Raw genomic sequence first — 16,964 nt, 5'->3', positions numbered from 1 at the left:
ATTAGCTATTCCAAAAACGCTTTATTTCGGCTAAAAGTTCGGCATGAACCTTTCCGCCCGCTATAACCATTCCACCAAAAAGATAATCGTCTCCTCCTTGAAAATCCGTTACTGTCCCGCCTGCTTCTTTTATCAATAATACGCCTGCCGCCATATCGTAAGAGTTAAGGTTATATTCAAAAAATGCATCAAAATAACCACAAGCCACATAAGCCAAATCTATGGCTGCCGATCCTAATCTTCTTAATCCGTGTGTTTTTTGCATTAGAGATTCCAATACCAAAATGTATTTGTCCATATTTTCGAACTTGTAGTATGGGAAACCCGTAGCTAATAAGCTTTGACCGAATGTTTCAACTTTAGAAACAGATATTTTCGTATCATTTCTGAATGCCCCTCCCCCTTTTGTAGCCCAAAACATGTCTTCTGTACATACATTATACACTACTCCCAAAAGTACGTCTTTTCCCCTAGCAAGAGCCAAACTAACCGAATAGTTCGGTAATCCGTGAATAAAATTGGCGGTGCCATCAAGCGGGTCTATTATCCAGTTCAGCATATTAATGTCTTCTGTTTCTACTGTACCTTCCTCAGTTATAAACCCAGCCTCTGGCAGAATTGCACTCAATCTGTCAACAATCAGTCTTTCTGTTTCTTTATCTACATACGAAACCACATTATTTACATCTTTGTATTCAACTAAATCGGTGTTAAATTTCAATGACTCATTTTTTATAAATAAACCTGCCTCTTTGGCTACTTTTTTTACTTCAATTATTAATTCGTTCAAGTTCATGCTTTGCTATTTTTTAAATAAAATAAATGTCTAATTATAATCAGGATACAGACTGGAAGTACCGCCGGATGTAGTTGCTGAGGTAAAAACCAATATCCAACTATACATATGCTACTTGTAATTGTATGAAATATGCGTAGATTTTTTTGCAGTTTTCTGCTAAAAATAAAAGGTAAAAGCAGTGGAAAAGCCCAAAGCATATTCATATTATAATTAGTAACACCATGATTTGTGAAGAACCAAAGCAAAAACAATATCCAACCCGATACGCCTAGAATAGTGAAAAAGATATAATCAAATACGTTGGATTTGTTCACTTTGTAATATTGAAAAGCAGTATATGCTATTCCGAAAATTAATAAGCCTAAAAAAAGGTTGATTGGCTTTGGTAAGGGCCTTTCAGTTTTGACAGGATTAGTTTGGTTTAACTTTGTTAATGAGGTCACAACGGGTACCCATTGTCCATTTTTATAAATTTTAGCCGCTCCAAAAGCATCTCTGAGGTTGTCTGGTAAAAACATGGCGTCTTTCCATCCGGTTTTCCTATCCGAAGGAATTCCAATAGCTAAGTCCATTCCGAAATCTGACCAATATAACTCGCCCGAATTTGCATAAACATCTATCCATTCTCTAAAGCTACTGTCGGGATGAATCTGTTGGTCAAACTTTAGACTATCGCCGCATGCTGTTTTAAAAACATCTCTTAACCGTGTTGAGCAATTGTCGTAAAAAAACTTATATGCGTATTCTTTGTTTTGAGGCAGAAGATTATTGAGTAGAAAGTCATAAACTTTTTGTTTTTGCTCCAAAGTCAAATTTAAAACTTGCTCCTCTATTCCACGGTTTTCTTGATAGGTATAGTATTCAAATTCCCTGTAAAATTCATGCGTTGAAATTTGATAAGGTAGAGTACCTCTCAAAAACCTTAGATAGAAATTGGAAGCATTGAAATCAAATGAGCCGTAGTTAAAACTTTGGTCTAATGCATTTACAGGATCTGTAATTCTAATGGCCGAATGCCCAAATGAAGAATAGAGTTCTTCGCCGGGAGCAATTGTAATCAATGAGACCTTAGACTGGCTGGAAAGCTGCTGACCAAATACAAGTGTAGAAGTAAGAATCAGAAAAATGGAAAATATTTTTCGCATTGAATGTTTTTTTAATATTTAAACCAAAAATAAAACTTACAAACGGATTTTATGTGATGTTTGGAGTTAATAAAATAAAAAAGCACGAAATGTTGCCATTTCGTGCTTCTAGAATATATTTTAATCTATTATTGCTCTATTTCTTGCTCTTTTGGTTTTTTACCAAAATTGAGCACCTCAGAAGTTCCATCGTGATCTACGATGATAGTGTCTCCTTCTACAAATACACCCTTTAAGATTTCTTCGGCCAGAGGATCTTCCACATATTTCTGGATAGCTCTATTAAGAGGTCTAGCTCCATATTGCTGATCATATCCCTTGTCAGCCATGTAATCTTTCGCTTTTTCTGTCAATTCAAGTGTATATCCGAGAGACGTTATTCTCTTTATCAATTTACCCAAAGATATATCGATGATTTGGTGAATGTCTTCTCTCGATAGTGAGTTAAATACAATGACATCGTCTAACCTGTTTAAAAACTCTGGAGAGAATGTTTTCTTCAATGCATTCTGAATCGTAGACTTAACCATTTCGTCTTGGTTTTCTACTCTTGATTTTGTTGCAAAACCTATTCCAGCACCAAAGTCTTTCAGGTCTCTAACTCCAATGTTTGAAGTCATGATGATGATTGTATTTCTAAAATCAACTCTTCTTCCTAAACTATCTGTCAAAAGTCCATCGTCTAGAACTTGTAGTAAGATATTGAAAACATCAGGGTGAGCTTTCTCAATCTCATCTAAAAGTATTACCGAGTACGGCTTTCTTCTAACTTTTTCAGTCAATTGACCACCTTCTTCGTAACCTACATATCCGGGAGGTGCCCCAATTAGGCGAGAGATACTGAATTTCTCCATGTACTCACTCATGTCAATACGTATCAGAGCGTCTTCTTTGTCAAAAAGATAATCTGTAAGTGTTTTAGCCAATTCGGTTTTACCAACTCCAGTAGGCCCTAAGAATATAAAGCTACCGATTGGTTTTTTAGGGTCTTTTAGTCCAACTCTAGTTCTTTGGATAGCTTTTACAAGTTTCTCAACTGCTTTGTCTTGACCTACAATCCTTCCTTTGAGTGCATCACCCATTTTAAGAATTTTCTCGCCATCATTCATATTCACTTTTCTTACTGGTATTCCAGTCATCATAGCGATTACTTCGGCCACGTGATCTTCGGTTACTACATGTCTAAGAGTTTTACTTTCTTCTTCCCAGGCATGTTTAGCGTTTTCGAGCTGCTCCAAAAGTTTCTTCTCTCTGTCTCTCAACTGAGCAGCCTCTTCGTAGCGTTGACTTTTAACTACTTTGTTTTTCTCAAGTTTGATTTGCTCTACTGACTCTTCTAGGTCAAGTACTTCTTGAGGTACATTGATATTTTTGATGTGTACTCTAGCTCCAACTTCATCAATTACATCGATGGCTTTGTCGGGCAAGAATCTATCTGTTATGTACCTTTCTGAGTATTTAACTGCTGAATCAATCGCCTCGTCAGAATACGTTACATTGTGGTGATCTTCGTATTTACCTTTAATATTATTGATGATTTCAATAGTTTCGTCGATAGAAGTAGCATCTACCATCACCATTTGGAATCTTCTGGCAAGTGCACCGTCTTTTTCTATATATTGACGATACTCATCTAACGTGGTGGCACCAATACATTGAATATCACCTCTAGCCAATGCTGGCTTGAACATATTAGAAGCATCAAGTGAGCCACTAGCTCCACCTGCACCTACAATAGTGTGTATTTCATCAATGAATAGTACGATTTGAGGGTTCTTTTCAATTTCGAGCATCACCGCTTTCATTCTTTCCTCAAACTGACCTCTATATTTTGTACCTGCTACCAAAGAAGCTAGGTCTAAAGTTACTACTCGCTTACCGAAAAGTACTCTCGATACTTTCTTCTGAACGATTCTCAAGGCCAAACCCTCGGCTATAGCTGTTTTACCAACACCTGGCTCACCTATTAAAATCGGGTTATTTTTCTTTCTTCTCGAAAGTATTTGAGCTACACGCTCAATCTCTTTCTCTCTACCAACTATAGGGTCTAATTTGCCTATTTCAGCCATTTTGGTTAAATCTCTACCAAAATTGTCTAAGATAGGTGTTCTTGACTTTTCTCCCATTTTTGAATCTTTAGACTGGCCCGAGTAACTACTTCCTCCAAAAGCTTTGTCTTCGTCGTCAGTGTCTGGTCTTTCCATGGTTGGTTCTTGACCTGTTAGCTGATATTCCAACATCTCTTTTATAAGTTTATAGTTAATTCGATATCTGTTCAAGATTTGGCAACCGAGGTTGTCGTCATCTCTTAAGACTGCCAATAACAAGTGCTCAGTTCCGATTACGTCTGATTTAAAAATCTTAGCCTCTAGGTGGGTGATTTTTAGTACTTTTTCAGACTGACGTGTAAGCGGAATATTAGATAGGTTCTTAATCGTGTTTGTTGCTGTTCCTCTAGTCGAGTTTTCGATAGAAGTCCTTAATTCTTCTGGATTTAAACCAGCTTTTTGAATCAATTCTAAACCCAATCCTTCTCCTTCTCTAATCATACCTAATATTAGGTGTTCAGTGCCAATGTAATCGTGCCCAAGCCTCAAAGCTTCTTCTCTGGCGAGGGAAATTACTTCTTTAACTCTTTGCGAAAATTTGGGTTCCATTTAGTATTCTCCTTTTATTTAGAATGATAACAATATTTTTTTTTACAATGTTCAATTTATGTAGTTACAACATTTCTGAAGCCGCTAATGAATTGTTTAATATAGAAAGGCTTTCGGGGCCTTTACAAAATATTAAATCTATAATGCTTAAGTTCTTTTCAAACTTTGAGCCAAAGTTTTGGTAGTATGACACCCCTTGATAATTAATGACGTCTTCTTCCCTATTCTTTGCATTAAAGCTAATAAATTGGTTCTTATTCTCAAAGTACGAAAATTCTAGCGGACAAATTGTCTTATCGAGCTTTAATATTTTAAGACATATTGACATAGAAAGTGAATTTAAATCTAATAAACGCTCTATTTTTGAATCAAACAAGGGTTTTATTAAATAATCGTAATATTCAAAATAAGGACTGTTTTTATAAGCGGTCTCAATAGTTCTCCAATTTTTGACTTGCCAGTTTTCAGAATAATCTATTAAGACCTCATCTAACGGGCAATTATTTCGAGGCTTCTTTACAGGCACATTCAAGGTTTCCACCTTGTGCGGTCCTAATATATAAGCACGAGTTTTGTAAGTTTGTTTTCTAAATGGCTCATTTTTCCAGATATTTATTTGGTTTTCTTTCAAAATAGAAATCATATAAGCCAAACATGGCAGAAAATTTGAGGAGAATATCATTGACAAAGAAATTTAAGCTTAGTATTTCCGTTTTGCTAACAAATATACCATCAGATTTATTCCAAAAAATGAATTTTAAAATTCTATTTTATTTTACCTTACTGTTTTTAACTACTAAAAATTCGGCTATCGCTTCTAGTATCGCTGACAATATCAAGATATATGTTTATGTGGTTAATGATAAAAATGGAAACGAATTAAAAGATATTGAAGTAAAAGTTACGAACTCTAAAACCAAAGTGAGCTATAAACTTACTCGCGAAAAAGGCGAGAGTTTTTATATGGTGCCAGGCGATGCAGAATTGAAAATTGAGGTTATTGCCAAAGGTTTTTACAAGGAAGAGATTATTAAGTCGGATCTGAGAGATGAAGAAAATATTGAAATTAGGCTAAGCCCTCGCCCATCGGGTGTTTTGGCGATTCGGGTGATAGACGCACAAAGCCGTGATGCTATTGATGCTAACATTGAGGTGACATTTTTTAATCAAAATTCAAAGGGAGTTGTCAAAAAAGAAGATGGCAACAGCTACGATTATTTCTATGATTTAAAAGGAAAATATACGCTTAAAGTTACTTCCAAAGATTTTTTAAATGACGTTAGAGAAATGAGCTTAGACATTTCGGATGAGCAACTGCGTACAGAGCTGCTTGTAGAAATGGTTAGAAATAGGTTGGAACAAAAAATCTCATTCTTTGACAAAGCCACCAATATTAAAGTAAATGTTGGAAAAGTGGTAGTGAAGCATTTGGATACCAAACAAAACGTTTTTGAAGGAAAAATAGAAAATGGTAAAGTTACTTTTGTTGGTAATAGAGATGATAAATATTCACTTATGACAGACATCCCTGGTTTCCAGTCCGAAAGTCAAGAGTTTAAGCTAGATGGAAAAGATTTGACCTATGGCCTTACGCCAGAAACGACCATCGAAATTGATATTATTGATGAATTAGATGAAAAACGAATAATCACTGATTTAACTATTACGGACCCTTCGGGTAAAGAAATTAAAATAAAAAGTTCTGACAAAGATGCGGTTAAGTTTACACCTAAAATAGTGGGTACTTATCAGATTTCTTCTATTTCGAAAGACTATGCCAACAAATCGGGGACTTTTATTGTAAAATCACTCTCTGGAGGCAGTACTTTTTATAATTTGAGGCTTAAAAAAGGTTCAAACGAATTCATAATAAGTGTGTTTGATGACGAAACCAAAAAGCCCATAAATTTTGCTATCGTAAAGGTTTTCAATAATCAATCGAGAGAAATAGCGGGAAAGGTAAATCAAAATACCAAAACGGTAACTTTAGATGAATCTCAAAAGTTTTTCTTTGAGGTTTCGGCAAAAGGCTATTTTGATTTCACTGCAAACGTAGCAACTGAAAAAAATATCACAGTTTATTTAAAGAAAAAGACAGAAGCCCAACTTAATAAAGTAACTATTCGGATTTTGGACCAACAGACGCTGAAGCCTATTTCAGATGCCAAAATAAGGATTTTTGAAAATAACAAAAAAGCTATTCCTGTCTCATATTTGCCAGATTCTCAGACATTTTTTACCGAAAAAATAAATGATGATTCTTTATATACTATTGAAATTAACGCCAACGGATATATAAACCAAAATCAGTCGCTTCAGAGAGGCAATAGAGATGTTGTATTTAATCTTTCTCCAACAGAGTTGGTTAAATACAATTTTGTGCCTGTTGATTTCTTTACACAAAAAACACTTGATGCAGACCTTAAGCTACTTGCCTCAGACGTGAGTATTGAACTTGAAAAAGTAGAAAAAGGCTTTACTGGTTTTTTATCTAACACCCAAAATTATTCTGTGTTAGTAAATAAAGAAGGATTCTCAGAACTTAAAAAGGTGATAGATAAGAGAGAAGCGAATGCCAAGACTTTTGTTTTCCCATTAAAAAAGAATTTTTATGATATCGAGTTTAAATTAGACCACGACCTAAATAAAAGTTCTAAAAATGAAATTATTATAAAAGAAAAAACTAGCGGCAAATCTCAAAAGCTAAAAATTGACGAGGGAACTCAAACATTTACAGCACAGATTGCACCTGAAGAATCATATTTGATATCGGCTAAATTGGAAGGTTTTGATTTTAATAGTTTTAGTTTCACTTTAAATCAGGCCAATGCTGAGTCACTAGTGTATGTAATAAAAATAAATCCGATTGCTAAAAAAGAAGAGGATGAACGTCCAAGAAAACTGGTTAAATTGGCTGAGGAAGCACCCGCTCCAAAAGTTACCAATGTAGAAATGCAGAAAAAACCAGAACCAGTTAAAGAGGCTCCTTTAGAAATTAAGCAAGGTGAAAAATACGAATTAGCGGGAGTTTCGTTTGAGAAATCTAAACCTACGCTTACACCAGGAGGTGAAGGGGAATTGGATAAACTTGCCGATTATTTAACAACTCATCCAGAGCTAAAAATCTTGATAACGGGCCACACAGATGATGACGGCGACGATGTTAGGCTAAATCAGAGGTTATCCTTATTTAGAGCTAAATTGGTCTCAAATTACCTATTTAACAAAGGTGTATCTCCAGAAAGAATCGAGATTAAAGGCAAAGGGGCAACTGAACCTTTGGTGCCGAATGATAGCGAAGAAAACAAAGCCAAAAATAGAAGAATCGAGGTAACTGTTTTTAAAGATTAAGATTTAGCTGCAGCTCTTTTTAACCTATCATTAATGGCCATTCCGAGGCCTTCTTCGAGCACTAGTTCTATATAAACAATATCTACGTCTTGTTGGTCAAACCACCGTAGTCCTGAGAAAAGCCTATTGGCAGCTTCTGCCAAATTTCCTTTTTTTGATAAAATATACTGATTTTCCGAACTTATTTCAGGGTTTTCATTTTTGAAACCTAAAAAACCAATCTTTTTATTTGGGTCAATAAGCACTTTGTCAGGTTCCCAAATCTGAATTCTTTTATTTGGTGAGTAGTGCTTTAGTAGCATGCCTGGTGCTGCTGGGTTAGATGAAGAATGGTCGTTGATTTTTATTTTTTTACCCAAAAAATCTTCCAAAGTTTCGAGTGCCAAACCGCCTTTTCTGAATACGGTAAGTTCACCATCTGCGTACCCAATAATGGTAGATTCTAAACCCACTTCACATTGGCCACCGTCTAAAATGTACGGTATTTTTTGCCCCAATTGATTGTAAACGTGCTCGGCATTGGTAGGTGAAACATATCCGAATGGATTGGCACTAGGAGCAGCCAAAGGGAAATCTAGTTTTGATAATAATTTCAATGTTAACTTGTGGTCAGGAATACGAATGGCTACTCGCTCTAAACCTGAAGTTACTAAATCAGGTATGATGTCTTTTTTCTTTAATAAAAAGGTTATCGGGCCTGGAGAAAACTTCTCAGCAAGTTTCCAAATATCCTCAGAGATGTCTTCTGCGTATTTATTTATTTCTTCAAAACTGGCAACATGAATAATTAAAGGATCAAAATTCGGCCTGTTTTTTGTTTTGAAAATATCGCTAACCGCGTTGATATCCAATGCATTTGCAGCTAATCCATACACGGTTTCCGTAGGGATAGCTACCAACTTACCTTTTCTCAGAAGTTCTTCTGAAAGCAAAATATCCGTGCCAATCTGAGCTTCCATTATAGTGTTTTTTCTAAATAAATAATATCTGATTCTGGATTTTGGTTATATGCTTCAGTTTCTTCAAAACCTAGTTTTTTGTAGATTTCAACCGCAGACTTTAATCTAATCAAGGTATCAAGTTTCATGGTTTTGTATCCTAAATCTTTAGCTTTTTCTATTATAGTTACTGCCAAAGCCTTGCCAATTCCATAACCTTGATATTTAGGTTTCAAATACAACCTTTTCATTTCACAGGTTTGCCCGTCGAGTTTTTTTACTCCCACTACCCCAATAATCTCGTCTTCGTATTTTGCAACAATTAAGGCACCCGTAGGGCTATTATATGGTGCAGGTAAAGATTTCAGTTCTTCTTCAAAACCTTGAAAACAAAGCGAGAAACCTAAAAATTCTTGGTATTCTTTAAACAAACTTTTTACAGTTTCTAAATCCTCTTGTTTCGCTTCTATTATTTGATATTCCATTTTTGATTCAAAATATTTTTTAGGATATGTTACTTTTTCTAAAGTTAAACCTTCTGCTTTAGCTGCTGTGCCGGCTTTTCGTCTGTCTTTTGCTAAAATTATGGCTTCAAATTGAGCAATACTAATTTTTCCCATTCCTACATCAAGTAATGTTCCAACTATTGCCCTGACCATTCCCCGTAAAAACCTGTTGGCTTTAATATGAAACTCCCAAATCTCGCCATTTTTCACCCATTCTGCTAGTTCTATGGTGCAGTTGAATGTCTTTACATCGGTTTTTACTTTACTAAAACTTTGGAAATCAGTGTGATTATATAAAACTTTAGCTGCTAAATTCATTTGCTCAAAATCGAAATTTTGGAAATAAATGGAAACAAAATTATACTGAAATGGTAATTTTTGATTTGAGATTCTGTATATATAAGAACGAGAAAGAGCGTCAAACCTACTGTTTGTATTCGGTGCCAGTTTATATATATTTCGGATCGCAATATCTGGGTGTAAAATTTTGTTTAGCCTTTGGATTAGCTTTTTGGTTTCTTCCAAGTTTAATTCTGAATCAAAGTGTGCGTATTGCTGATTTGCATGTACGCCTGTGTCAGTTCTGCTGCTCCCATTAATCCTTATTTCTTGGTTTAAAACCATGCTCAAAGCCTTTTCAAGCTCCTCTTGAATGCTCGTAGCGTTTGGCTGTAATTGCCAACCATGAAAGTTTGTTCCTAAATATTGGACCTCCAGAAAATATCTCATGCCGCAAAATTATGCAAAAATGCCAATATTGCCTTTACATACTATCAAGCATTGAAAAAAAACAAGTAGATTGTGCGAATTTTAAAATCTTATAACTAGAAACCATGAATATTAAAGTTAAAATTCAACTGATGTTGATGATGTTTTTGATGTTTTTTACTTGGGGGGCTTGGTATGGCCAAATGAGTAAATACATGCTTGTAACACTCCACGCCAATGGCGATCAAGTAGGAAATGCCTACACAGCTTTTTCTATCGCAACTATTATCGCTCCGTTTTTTGTGGGAATGATAGCCGACCGTTTTTTTTCTGCTCAAAAAGTAATGGGAATTTTAAATATCCTTGGAGCTATTATTTTGTTTTTTCTGGTGAAAATTACGGACCCTGAAGTTTTCTTTTGGTACATATTGGCCTACACTATTTCTTTTACGCCAAACTTGGCTTTGAGTACTTCTATTGCCATGAATCAAATGAAAAACCCGGAGAAAGAATTTCCCTTTATTCGGGTATTGGGTACTATAGCATGGATAGTGGTTACAAACATAGTGGGAATATTAAATATCGGAGACTCGGTGGAAATATTCCAGATATCTATGTTTTCGTCGCTAGCTTTAGGGGTTTATGCATTTACTTTGCCTGACACTCCGCCAAAAGCCGACAAGGCTTCGAGCGTGGCTCAAATTCTGGGTACAGACGCCTTCGTTTTATTTAAGGATCGTTCGTTTTTAATATTCTTCATCTCCTCTATTTTAATCTGTATTCCTCTTTCGTTTTATTATGCGTTAGCAAATCCATCGCTTACTGCTTCTAATATGAGCAATGTAGAAAACAAGATGTCATTGGGGCAGGTATCCGAAATATTCTTCATGCTGATTTTACCTTTTGCCTTTTCTAAATTTGGAGTTAAAAATATCCTCCTTTTTGGCTTAGTAGCATGGATTATCAGATTTATCTGTTTTGGCTATGGAGATGGTTTGAGTTCAGAATGGATTCTTTACATTGGTATATTACTTCATGGTATTTGCTACGATTTCTTTTTTGTGACTGGGCAAATATATACAGACAATAAAGCAGGAGAAAAAATAAAAAACTCCGCTCAGGGTTTAATTACGTTTGCCACTTATGGTCTTGGAATGGGAATTGGCTCAAAACTATCGGGAATAGTGCTTGACTACTATAAATTAGCCGACGGTACTTATGACTATCGTTCTATTTGGATGGTTCCTGCATATATCGCTTTTGCAGTATTAATCTTGTTTTTCTTCTTTTTTAGAGAAAATACGAGAGATATTAAATTAAAAACGAACCTTTAATTAGTAATAAAATCAGGAGGGTTTGAATTTATAGGTTTTGGATTTTACCTTTGTTTAAAAAAATAAAATACATGGAATATAGAATTGAAAAAGATACGATGGGTGAAGTGAAAGTACCCGCAAATGTTTATTGGGGTGCTCAAACGCAACGTTCGATCGAGAATTTTAAAATTGCTCAGGACATAAACAAAATGCCGAAGGAGATTATTGCGGCTTTTGCATATCTAAAAAAAGCAGCTGCTTTGGCAAACCTTGATGCTGGCGTTTTAGATGAAGAAAAAGCAAAACTTATTGGTGTAGTTTGTGATGAAATTTTAGAAAATAAGCACACCGATCAATTTCCTCTTGTAGTTTGGCAAACAGGTTCAGGTACGCAATCAAATATGAACTGCAACGAAGTTATTGCTTACCGAGCTCACGTTTTAAAAGGTGGCGAACTATCTGACGTTAAGAAATTCGTACATCCAAACGATGATGTAAACAAGTCACAGTCTTCTAATGACACTTTCCCTACAGCAATGCACATAGCGGCATACAAAATGCTAATGGAAGTGACTCTACCGGGTATCGAGAAGCTTCGAGATACTTTGGCTGCTAAGTCTAAAGAGTTTATGCATGTGGTTAAAATAGGTAGAACTCACTTTATGGATGCTACTCCTTTGACTGTTGGGCAAGAATTTTCTGGATATGTGTCTCAACTTAATCATGGTCTTAAAGCGATAAAAAATACGCTGGAGCATCTATCCGAGCTTGCCCTTGGTGGAACAGCCGTAGGTACGGGCATAAATACGCCTGATGGATATTCTGAAAATGTAGCAAAACATATAGCGGACCTTACGGGTTTGCCATTTGTAACGGCCGAAAATAAGTTTGAAGCACTTGCTGCTCACGATGCTATCGTAGAAGCTCATGGAGCTCTAAAAACGGTAGCTGTGAGTATGATGAAAATTGGAAACGATATTCGTATGCTTTCTTCTGGTCCGCGTTCGGGAATCGGTGAAATATACATACCTGACAATGAGCCGGGTTCTTCTATTATGCCAGGCAAAGTTAATCCTACACAATGTGAGGCAATGACTATGGCTGCAGCTCAAATTCTTGGGAATGATGTAGCTATAAATATTGGAGGGTCAAACGGTCATTTTGAATTGAACGTGTTCAAGCCAATGATGATTTATAACTTCTTACACTCCGCAAGACTTATTGGTGACGTTTGTGTGTCGTTTAATGATAAGTGTGCAGTGGGTATTGAGCCATTGCGTGAAAACATCAAAAAGCACGTAGATAATTCATTGATGTTAGTTACAGCTTTGAATACAAAAATAGGATATTATAAAGCCGCTGAAATAGCTCAAACGGCTCACAAAAACGGAAGTACGCTTAAAGAAACTGCGATTGCTTTGGGGTATTTGACTGCTGAAGAGTTTGACGCTTGGGTAAAACCTGAAGAGATGGTAGGTAAAATTTAAGGTTCTATTTTTTGAGTTGATTCAAAGATTTTATACATTTATCAAAAAATCACAGAAAAATGAAAAAAGCACTTATCTATTTTCTACTTTCCGTATCCGTAGTTTCTCTTAGTTCTTTCGGGTTAAGTGATAACCCACGTGTTAAAGAGAAACAATTTGCTCAATCTAAGTCGTCACAGGTAGACAACTTAAATGTTGATCAGTCTGCATCTTTGGTTATAGAACCAAAGGAAGAAGAAGGTAAGATTGAAAAATCAAAAAAAGAAATAAGTGTAATTAATAGATTTTTTTCATTCATTTTTCAAGTCGCTCAAAATCTAATTATTAAAATAATTAATAGTTTTTTATAATCTAAAAACTAATTTAAAACTTTGGCGTTGTTTATTTAAACAACGCCTTTTTTTATGTTTGTTAAATACCTTCTACCATTTTTCTTAGTACTGATTCTCTCTTGTAATTCAAACCAAGAGATTCCTTCCATATCTATAGGAAACAATGTGGCCGTGGTAACTAACGGTGGCGAGAATAGCATTCAAGTAATAGATCTTAGCACTTTAGAAGTTAAGAATACCTTTTTTTTAAATAGTCAATCCGGCACATTCGTGCACCATATCTACGCCGACCAAGAGTTTAATCAATTTGCTTTAGCAGTTCCGTTTTTTGATTTTTCAAACGGTCATTCGGCTTTACATACAAGCTCGCCTAAAGGTCAAATTCAGCTAATAAATGCAAATACAGGTCAATTAGAACTAAACATTGAAGTTCCATTTGCGAATCACAATGCAGTTTTCTCTTCTGATGGTTCTGAAGTGTGGACCACTACGGTTTCTCACTCGGGAAAGGTATATGTGTATGACGTTAAAAGCGGAAAACAATTGACTGAAATTCCTGTGGGTGCTGATCCATCGGAAGTTATTTTTGCTCAAAATGGTCAAGTTGCGTTGACTGTAGCCGAAGAAAGCTCATTTTTGACCATTATTGATACCAAACAAAAACAAATAATTAAAGAAGTTAAAGTTGACCCCAATCCCAGTATTGTGTGGCCGGGTTACGATCAAAACTCGGTTTTTGTTGTGAATGGGAATCGCAAATCATTAAATGTTGTAGATTTGATTCAACAAAAAGTAGTGGATTATATTGATTTTGACTTTGTGCCTGGCTTCAGTATTTTTAATTTTGACAAAAAAAATGTTTGGGTTTGTAACCCCGCTGCGAACAAAATATTAGTTTATAGTAAAACGGATACCTGGAAGGTTATAAAACAAATTAATACAGATGCCGACCCGCATCAAATTAAGTTTTTTGACTCAAATAACAAGGCTATGGTGGTTAATCAAAAAGATAATACGGCTCAAATTATAGATACAAATTCATTTTCAATACTTAAAACGATTCAGTTGGGTCAAAAACCAAACGGAATTTTAATTAAACCTTAAATCGTGCATAGAAATACTTTACTTTCGGAAATTGAAGCTTATTCAGTAAAAAGACCACTTGAATCCGAAGTCAGCACTTCGTTTTATAATTTTGTTTCTGAAAATCCAGACTGTTTTAAACGAGAATTATTGATGGGACATGTAACTGCTTCTGCGTTTATTGTTGACCTAGAGGCCGAAAAGGTATTGCTTTTGCATCATAAAAAACTTGACCGGTGGCTTCAACCTGGCGGCCACTGCGACGGAGAAACAGATACTTTAGACGTGGCTAAAAAAGAAGTTTCAGAAGAAACTGGAATTGTTTTTTCGGGTTTTAATCGAGAAATTTTTGATTTGGATATTCATACTATTCCCGAAAGAAAAGGGATTCCTGAGCATTTACACTATGACGTGAGGTATCTTTTTGAGGTAGATTCCCAAATTCCCTTTGAAGCAAATGAAGAAAGTAACGACCTTAAATGGATTGACTTTTCTGATTTGAAAAATTATACGTCAGAGGTTTCTATCCTCAGGATGTTGGAAAAGATTTAATGTAGAATATTAAAAATCAAATCTTTATATAGGTCTTTTTCTGTTAGTGAGCCCATTCCTATACCTTTTGATCGTTGGTCTACTTCTCTCAATACATGAATAATTCGCATTAAGTGAGAAATTGGATACACCTGCGTTCCTCTTTTATAATCTTTCAAAAAATAAGGGTTTACCCCTATCGCTCTTGCCAATTCTTGATCGTTTAGACTTTTGCTGCCATGAGCAAATAGAATCTTTGAGAAGAAATTATATAGTACAATAATGTTGGGTTGAATCGGGTTGTCTTTTGGGTTACTGGCAAAATAGGTTACTATTTGGTAACATTTCTGCACGTTCTTGTCTAAAATAGCCTTCTGAAGTTCGAAAACATTAAAATCTTTCGAAATGCCGACAAACTTCTCAATTACCTCTGCGTCTATGGTTTGACCTTCGGTTAGGTTAACTCTGATTTTTTCTATTTCATTATGTATGGCCTGCAGGTTATTTCCTATATGCTCTGCAATCAACTGCACCGCTTTTGGATTAATTTTTAAATTCTTTTGATTGCAAAAAGCCATGATGAAATCTGGCAATTCAGAATCATACATTTTTTTGAAATTATGCGTTTCGCCTTTTGTATTGGCTGCTTTTACCCAGGTTTTTCGTTCATCTTGTGCTTTTCCAAAACTTAAAACCAAAATAGTAGAAGCAAGCGGGTTTTTAAAATAGTTTTCAAGAAGCGAAAGGCTATCCTTATTATTTAAATCAGAAAGCAAATGTGCTTCTTTGACCACCACAAGTTGCTTTTCGGCCATCATCGGAAACTTTCTAGCGTAATTTATCACATCACCTAAGCTGATGTCTTTTCCATAAAGGATATACTCATTAAACCCTTTTTCAAAGTCAGGAATAGCGATATCGATTACTTTTTGTACAAACTGGTCTACAAAGTAGGGTTCAGTTCCATGTATTAAATACACAGGTTTTAAAGTTTCAGGTTTTAGCTGCTCTATTATTTTTTGAAAATTATTGGCCATTTAAATATTCTCTTTTAAAAAGCTATCACAAAAGTCTTTTAGGTCTTGAAAAAAAATGAGGAAGTGTTTATTTATTTCTTCATAATTTTCCCTCATTATTTCTATTGAGGTTGTTAAGTCAATTTTAGGGTTTTTAATCTTAGCATTCAAGTTCAAAAATGCCTTTTCTAATCCCCAGTCTAAAGCATAATTTTTCAGCCAATCGTGCTCAATCATACTTGAGACTAGTTTTTTCATTTTTTCTGGATGAATATCACTTGTAATCAAAATATCACGATAAATCCTTTTTCTAAAGTCTTGAAACGGCTCGATAGAAAATGAATTCCAGTTTTTTATTAAAAAATGATCAAACAGTACGTCTACTATTATGGGCGAATATTTACCGAATTTTTCATAAAAAAACACTTTGCATTTTTTTACTTCGTCGTGGCTGTCGGTAATTGTATCTATTTGTCTATGTAGCCTAATTCCAACTTTATGTTTACGGCTTAGGTAATCATTTTTTGGATTGTCTACATTCCCATTTATAAAATCTTCTAAAAATGCTCCCGCTATAACCTCAGGGTCATTTCCAGCTAAAAACAAATGGGCCAAATAGTTCATTCTTTTTCGTATTTAACCACTTCTACACCAAATTTTCTTAAAAACTCAACACCTTCGTCAGTAGGTATTCCTTTGTATTCGGCATAAGAGTTTAAGAAAAACACTTTTTTGATTTTCATGGTATAAATTACCCTTGCACATGATATACAAGGCGAAAGTGTAACATATAGCGTAGCTCCTTCTACTTTAGCACCGTTTTTTGCAGCATATAAAATGGTATTTTGCTCTGCATGGAGTGCTAATGAGCAGCTCCCTTTTGAATCTCTCGGGCAACCTACATTTCCAAAGTCTTCGTCACAGTTATGAGTGCCTGCGGGTGGGCCGTTATAACCAATAGAGATTATTCTTGTTTCATTAACCAACACCGCTCCTACCTGAGCTTTGATACAATGCGACCTTTGGGCTAAATTGACGGCCAAGTCCATGTAGATGTCATCAAATTTTGGTTTGTGACGAATTGCGTTTTCCATT

Annotated in this window: 15 protein-coding genes; 6 read left to right on the top strand and 9 right to left on the bottom strand. The window is 35.3% G+C overall.

What is annotated here, in order from left to right:
* Position 1: 1 nt before the first annotated feature.
* From ACFOOI_RS04255 to ACFOOI_RS04240, 4 genes are all read right to left on the bottom strand, one after another.
* Positions 2 to 796, bottom strand: coding sequence for an inositol monophosphatase family protein (locus tag ACFOOI_RS04255; protein ID WP_379835451.1), 795 nt, complete (start codon positions 794 to 796; stop codon positions 2 to 4).
* Positions 793 to 1,944: an Lnb N-terminal periplasmic domain-containing protein gene (locus tag ACFOOI_RS04250; RefSeq protein ID WP_379835450.1), complete on the bottom strand. Its 1,152-nt coding sequence runs from the start codon at positions 1,942 to 1,944 to the stop codon at positions 793 to 795. Before ACFOOI_RS04250 ends, ACFOOI_RS04255 begins: the two co-directional genes overlap by 4 nt.
* 128 nt (positions 1,945 to 2,072) lie before the next feature.
* Positions 2,073 to 4,601: an ATP-dependent Clp protease ATP-binding subunit gene (locus ACFOOI_RS04245; protein WP_379835448.1), complete on the bottom strand. Its 2,529-nt coding sequence runs from the start codon at positions 4,599 to 4,601 to the stop codon at positions 2,073 to 2,075.
* 64 nt (positions 4,602 to 4,665) lie between these two features.
* Positions 4,666 to 5,283 (bottom strand): WbqC family protein, encoded by a 618-nt coding sequence (locus ACFOOI_RS04240; protein WP_379835446.1) that lies wholly within the window; start codon positions 5,281 to 5,283, stop codon positions 4,666 to 4,668.
* Between the two features lie 68 nt (positions 5,284 to 5,351).
* On the opposite strand from ACFOOI_RS04240, the gene ACFOOI_RS04235 reads away from it, so the two are divergent.
* Entirely contained in the window at positions 5,352 to 7,952 is a 2,601-nt protein-coding gene (locus tag ACFOOI_RS04235) for an OmpA family protein (RefSeq protein WP_379835444.1), read from the top strand.
* Here the strand turns inward: ACFOOI_RS04235 and ACFOOI_RS04230 are convergent.
* Positions 7,949 to 8,911 carry an L-threonylcarbamoyladenylate synthase gene (locus ACFOOI_RS04230; RefSeq protein WP_379835442.1) on the bottom strand — a complete coding sequence of 321 codons (963 nt, stop codon included), beginning with the start codon at positions 8,909 to 8,911 and terminating at the stop codon, positions 7,949 to 7,951. The two genes, ACFOOI_RS04235 and ACFOOI_RS04230, sit on opposite strands and share 4 nt — an antisense overlap.
* The gene (truA, locus tag ACFOOI_RS04225; RefSeq protein ID WP_379835440.1) at positions 8,911 to 10,125 is read right to left on the bottom strand and encodes a tRNA pseudouridine(38-40) synthase TruA; all 1,215 of its coding nucleotides are present in this window, start codon (positions 10,123 to 10,125) and stop codon (positions 8,911 to 8,913) included. The genes ACFOOI_RS04230 and truA overlap by 1 nt, the downstream gene beginning before the upstream one ends.
* Before the next feature lie 104 nt (positions 10,126 to 10,229).
* On the opposite strand from truA, the gene ACFOOI_RS04220 reads away from it, so the two are divergent.
* The 5 genes from ACFOOI_RS04220 to ACFOOI_RS04200 all read left to right on the top strand — a co-directional run bounded on the left by ACFOOI_RS04220 (position 10,230) and on the right by ACFOOI_RS04200 (position 14,874).
* The gene (locus ACFOOI_RS04220; RefSeq protein WP_379835437.1) at positions 10,230 to 11,438 is read left to right on the top strand and encodes a nucleoside permease; all 1,209 of its coding nucleotides are present in this window, start codon (positions 10,230 to 10,232) and stop codon (positions 11,436 to 11,438) included.
* A 71-nt stretch (positions 11,439 to 11,509) separates the two neighbouring features.
* On the top strand, positions 11,510 to 12,907 hold the full coding sequence (gene fumC / locus ACFOOI_RS04215) for a class II fumarate hydratase (protein WP_379835435.1): 1,398 nt from the start codon (positions 11,510 to 11,512) through the stop codon (positions 12,905 to 12,907).
* 59 nt (positions 12,908 to 12,966) lie between these two features.
* On the top strand, positions 12,967 to 13,257 hold the full coding sequence (locus ACFOOI_RS04210; protein WP_379835433.1) for a hypothetical protein: 291 nt from the start codon (positions 12,967 to 12,969) through the stop codon (positions 13,255 to 13,257).
* A 54-nt stretch (positions 13,258 to 13,311) separates the two neighbouring features.
* A complete protein-coding gene (locus tag ACFOOI_RS04205) occupies positions 13,312 to 14,343 on the top strand; it encodes a YncE family protein (protein ID WP_379835431.1) in 1,032 nt (343 codons plus the stop codon).
* A 3-nt stretch (positions 14,344 to 14,346) separates the two neighbouring features.
* Positions 14,347 to 14,874: an NUDIX hydrolase gene (locus tag ACFOOI_RS04200; RefSeq protein WP_379835430.1), complete on the top strand. Its 528-nt coding sequence runs from the start codon at positions 14,347 to 14,349 to the stop codon at positions 14,872 to 14,874.
* Here ACFOOI_RS04200 and holA read toward each other — a convergent pair.
* The 3 genes from holA to ACFOOI_RS04185 are packed head-to-tail and all read right to left on the bottom strand — an operon-like array spanning position 14,871 to position 16,963.
* Complete coding sequence (gene holA, locus ACFOOI_RS04195; protein WP_379835428.1) at positions 14,871 to 15,890, bottom strand: DNA polymerase III subunit delta; 1,020 nt, start codon at positions 15,888 to 15,890, stop codon at positions 14,871 to 14,873. The two genes, ACFOOI_RS04200 and holA, sit on opposite strands and share 4 nt — an antisense overlap.
* The gene (locus tag ACFOOI_RS04190) at positions 15,891 to 16,493 is read right to left on the bottom strand and encodes an acyl carrier protein phosphodiesterase (protein ID WP_379835426.1); all 603 of its coding nucleotides are present in this window, start codon (positions 16,491 to 16,493) and stop codon (positions 15,891 to 15,893) included.
* Positions 16,490 to 16,963, bottom strand: a complete 474-nt coding sequence (locus tag ACFOOI_RS04185) for a deoxycytidylate deaminase (protein WP_379835424.1) — start codon at positions 16,961 to 16,963, stop codon at positions 16,490 to 16,492. Before ACFOOI_RS04185 ends, ACFOOI_RS04190 begins: the two co-directional genes overlap by 4 nt.
* Between the last annotated feature and the right edge of the window lies 1 nt (position 16,964).

The sequence above is a fragment of the Lacihabitans lacunae genome, assembly GCF_042649125.1.
Taxonomy (GTDB): domain Bacteria; phylum Bacteroidota; class Bacteroidia; order Cytophagales; family Spirosomataceae; genus Leadbetterella; species Leadbetterella lacunae.
This window is presented reverse-complemented; position numbering and strand designations above follow the sequence as displayed.

What these genes read in the sequence shown, in the direction of transcription:
- ACFOOI_RS04235 (WP_379835444.1), top strand. Translation starts at nt 5,352, where the DNA reads ATGAATTTTAAAATTCTATTTTATTTTACCTTACTGTTTTTAACTACT.
- ACFOOI_RS04210 (WP_379835433.1), top strand. Translation starts at nt 12,967, where the DNA reads ATGAAAAAAGCACTTATCTATTTTCTACTTTCCGTATCCGTAGTTTCT.
- fumC (WP_379835435.1), top strand. Translation starts at nt 11,510, where the DNA reads ATGGAATATAGAATTGAAAAAGATACGATGGGTGAAGTGAAAGTACCC.
- ACFOOI_RS04250 (WP_379835450.1), bottom strand. Translation starts at nt 1,944, where the DNA reads ATGCGAAAAATATTTTCCATTTTTCTGATTCTTACTTCTACACTTGTA.
- ACFOOI_RS04190 (WP_379835426.1), bottom strand. Translation starts at nt 16,493, where the DNA reads ATGAACTATTTGGCCCATTTGTTTTTAGCTGGAAATGACCCTGAGGTT.
- ACFOOI_RS04245 (WP_379835448.1), bottom strand. Translation starts at nt 4,601, where the DNA reads ATGGAACCCAAATTTTCGCAAAGAGTTAAAGAAGTAATTTCCCTCGCC.
- holA (WP_379835428.1), bottom strand. Translation starts at nt 15,890, where the DNA reads ATGGCCAATAATTTTCAAAAAATAATAGAGCAGCTAAAACCTGAAACT.
- ACFOOI_RS04255 (WP_379835451.1), bottom strand. Translation starts at nt 796, where the DNA reads ATGAACTTGAACGAATTAATAATTGAAGTAAAAAAAGTAGCCAAAGAG.
- ACFOOI_RS04240 (WP_379835446.1), bottom strand. Translation starts at nt 5,283, where the DNA reads ATGATATTCTCCTCAAATTTTCTGCCATGTTTGGCTTATATGATTTCT.
- ACFOOI_RS04205 (WP_379835431.1), top strand. Translation starts at nt 13,312, where the DNA reads ATGTTTGTTAAATACCTTCTACCATTTTTCTTAGTACTGATTCTCTCT.
- ACFOOI_RS04220 (WP_379835437.1), top strand. Translation starts at nt 10,230, where the DNA reads ATGAATATTAAAGTTAAAATTCAACTGATGTTGATGATGTTTTTGATG.
- ACFOOI_RS04230 (WP_379835442.1), bottom strand. Translation starts at nt 8,911, where the DNA reads ATGGAAGCTCAGATTGGCACGGATATTTTGCTTTCAGAAGAACTTCTG.
- truA (WP_379835440.1), bottom strand. Translation starts at nt 10,125, where the DNA reads ATGAGATATTTTCTGGAGGTCCAATATTTAGGAACAAACTTTCATGGT.
- ACFOOI_RS04185 (WP_379835424.1), bottom strand. Translation starts at nt 16,963, where the DNA reads ATGGAAAACGCAATTCGTCACAAACCAAAATTTGATGACATCTACATG.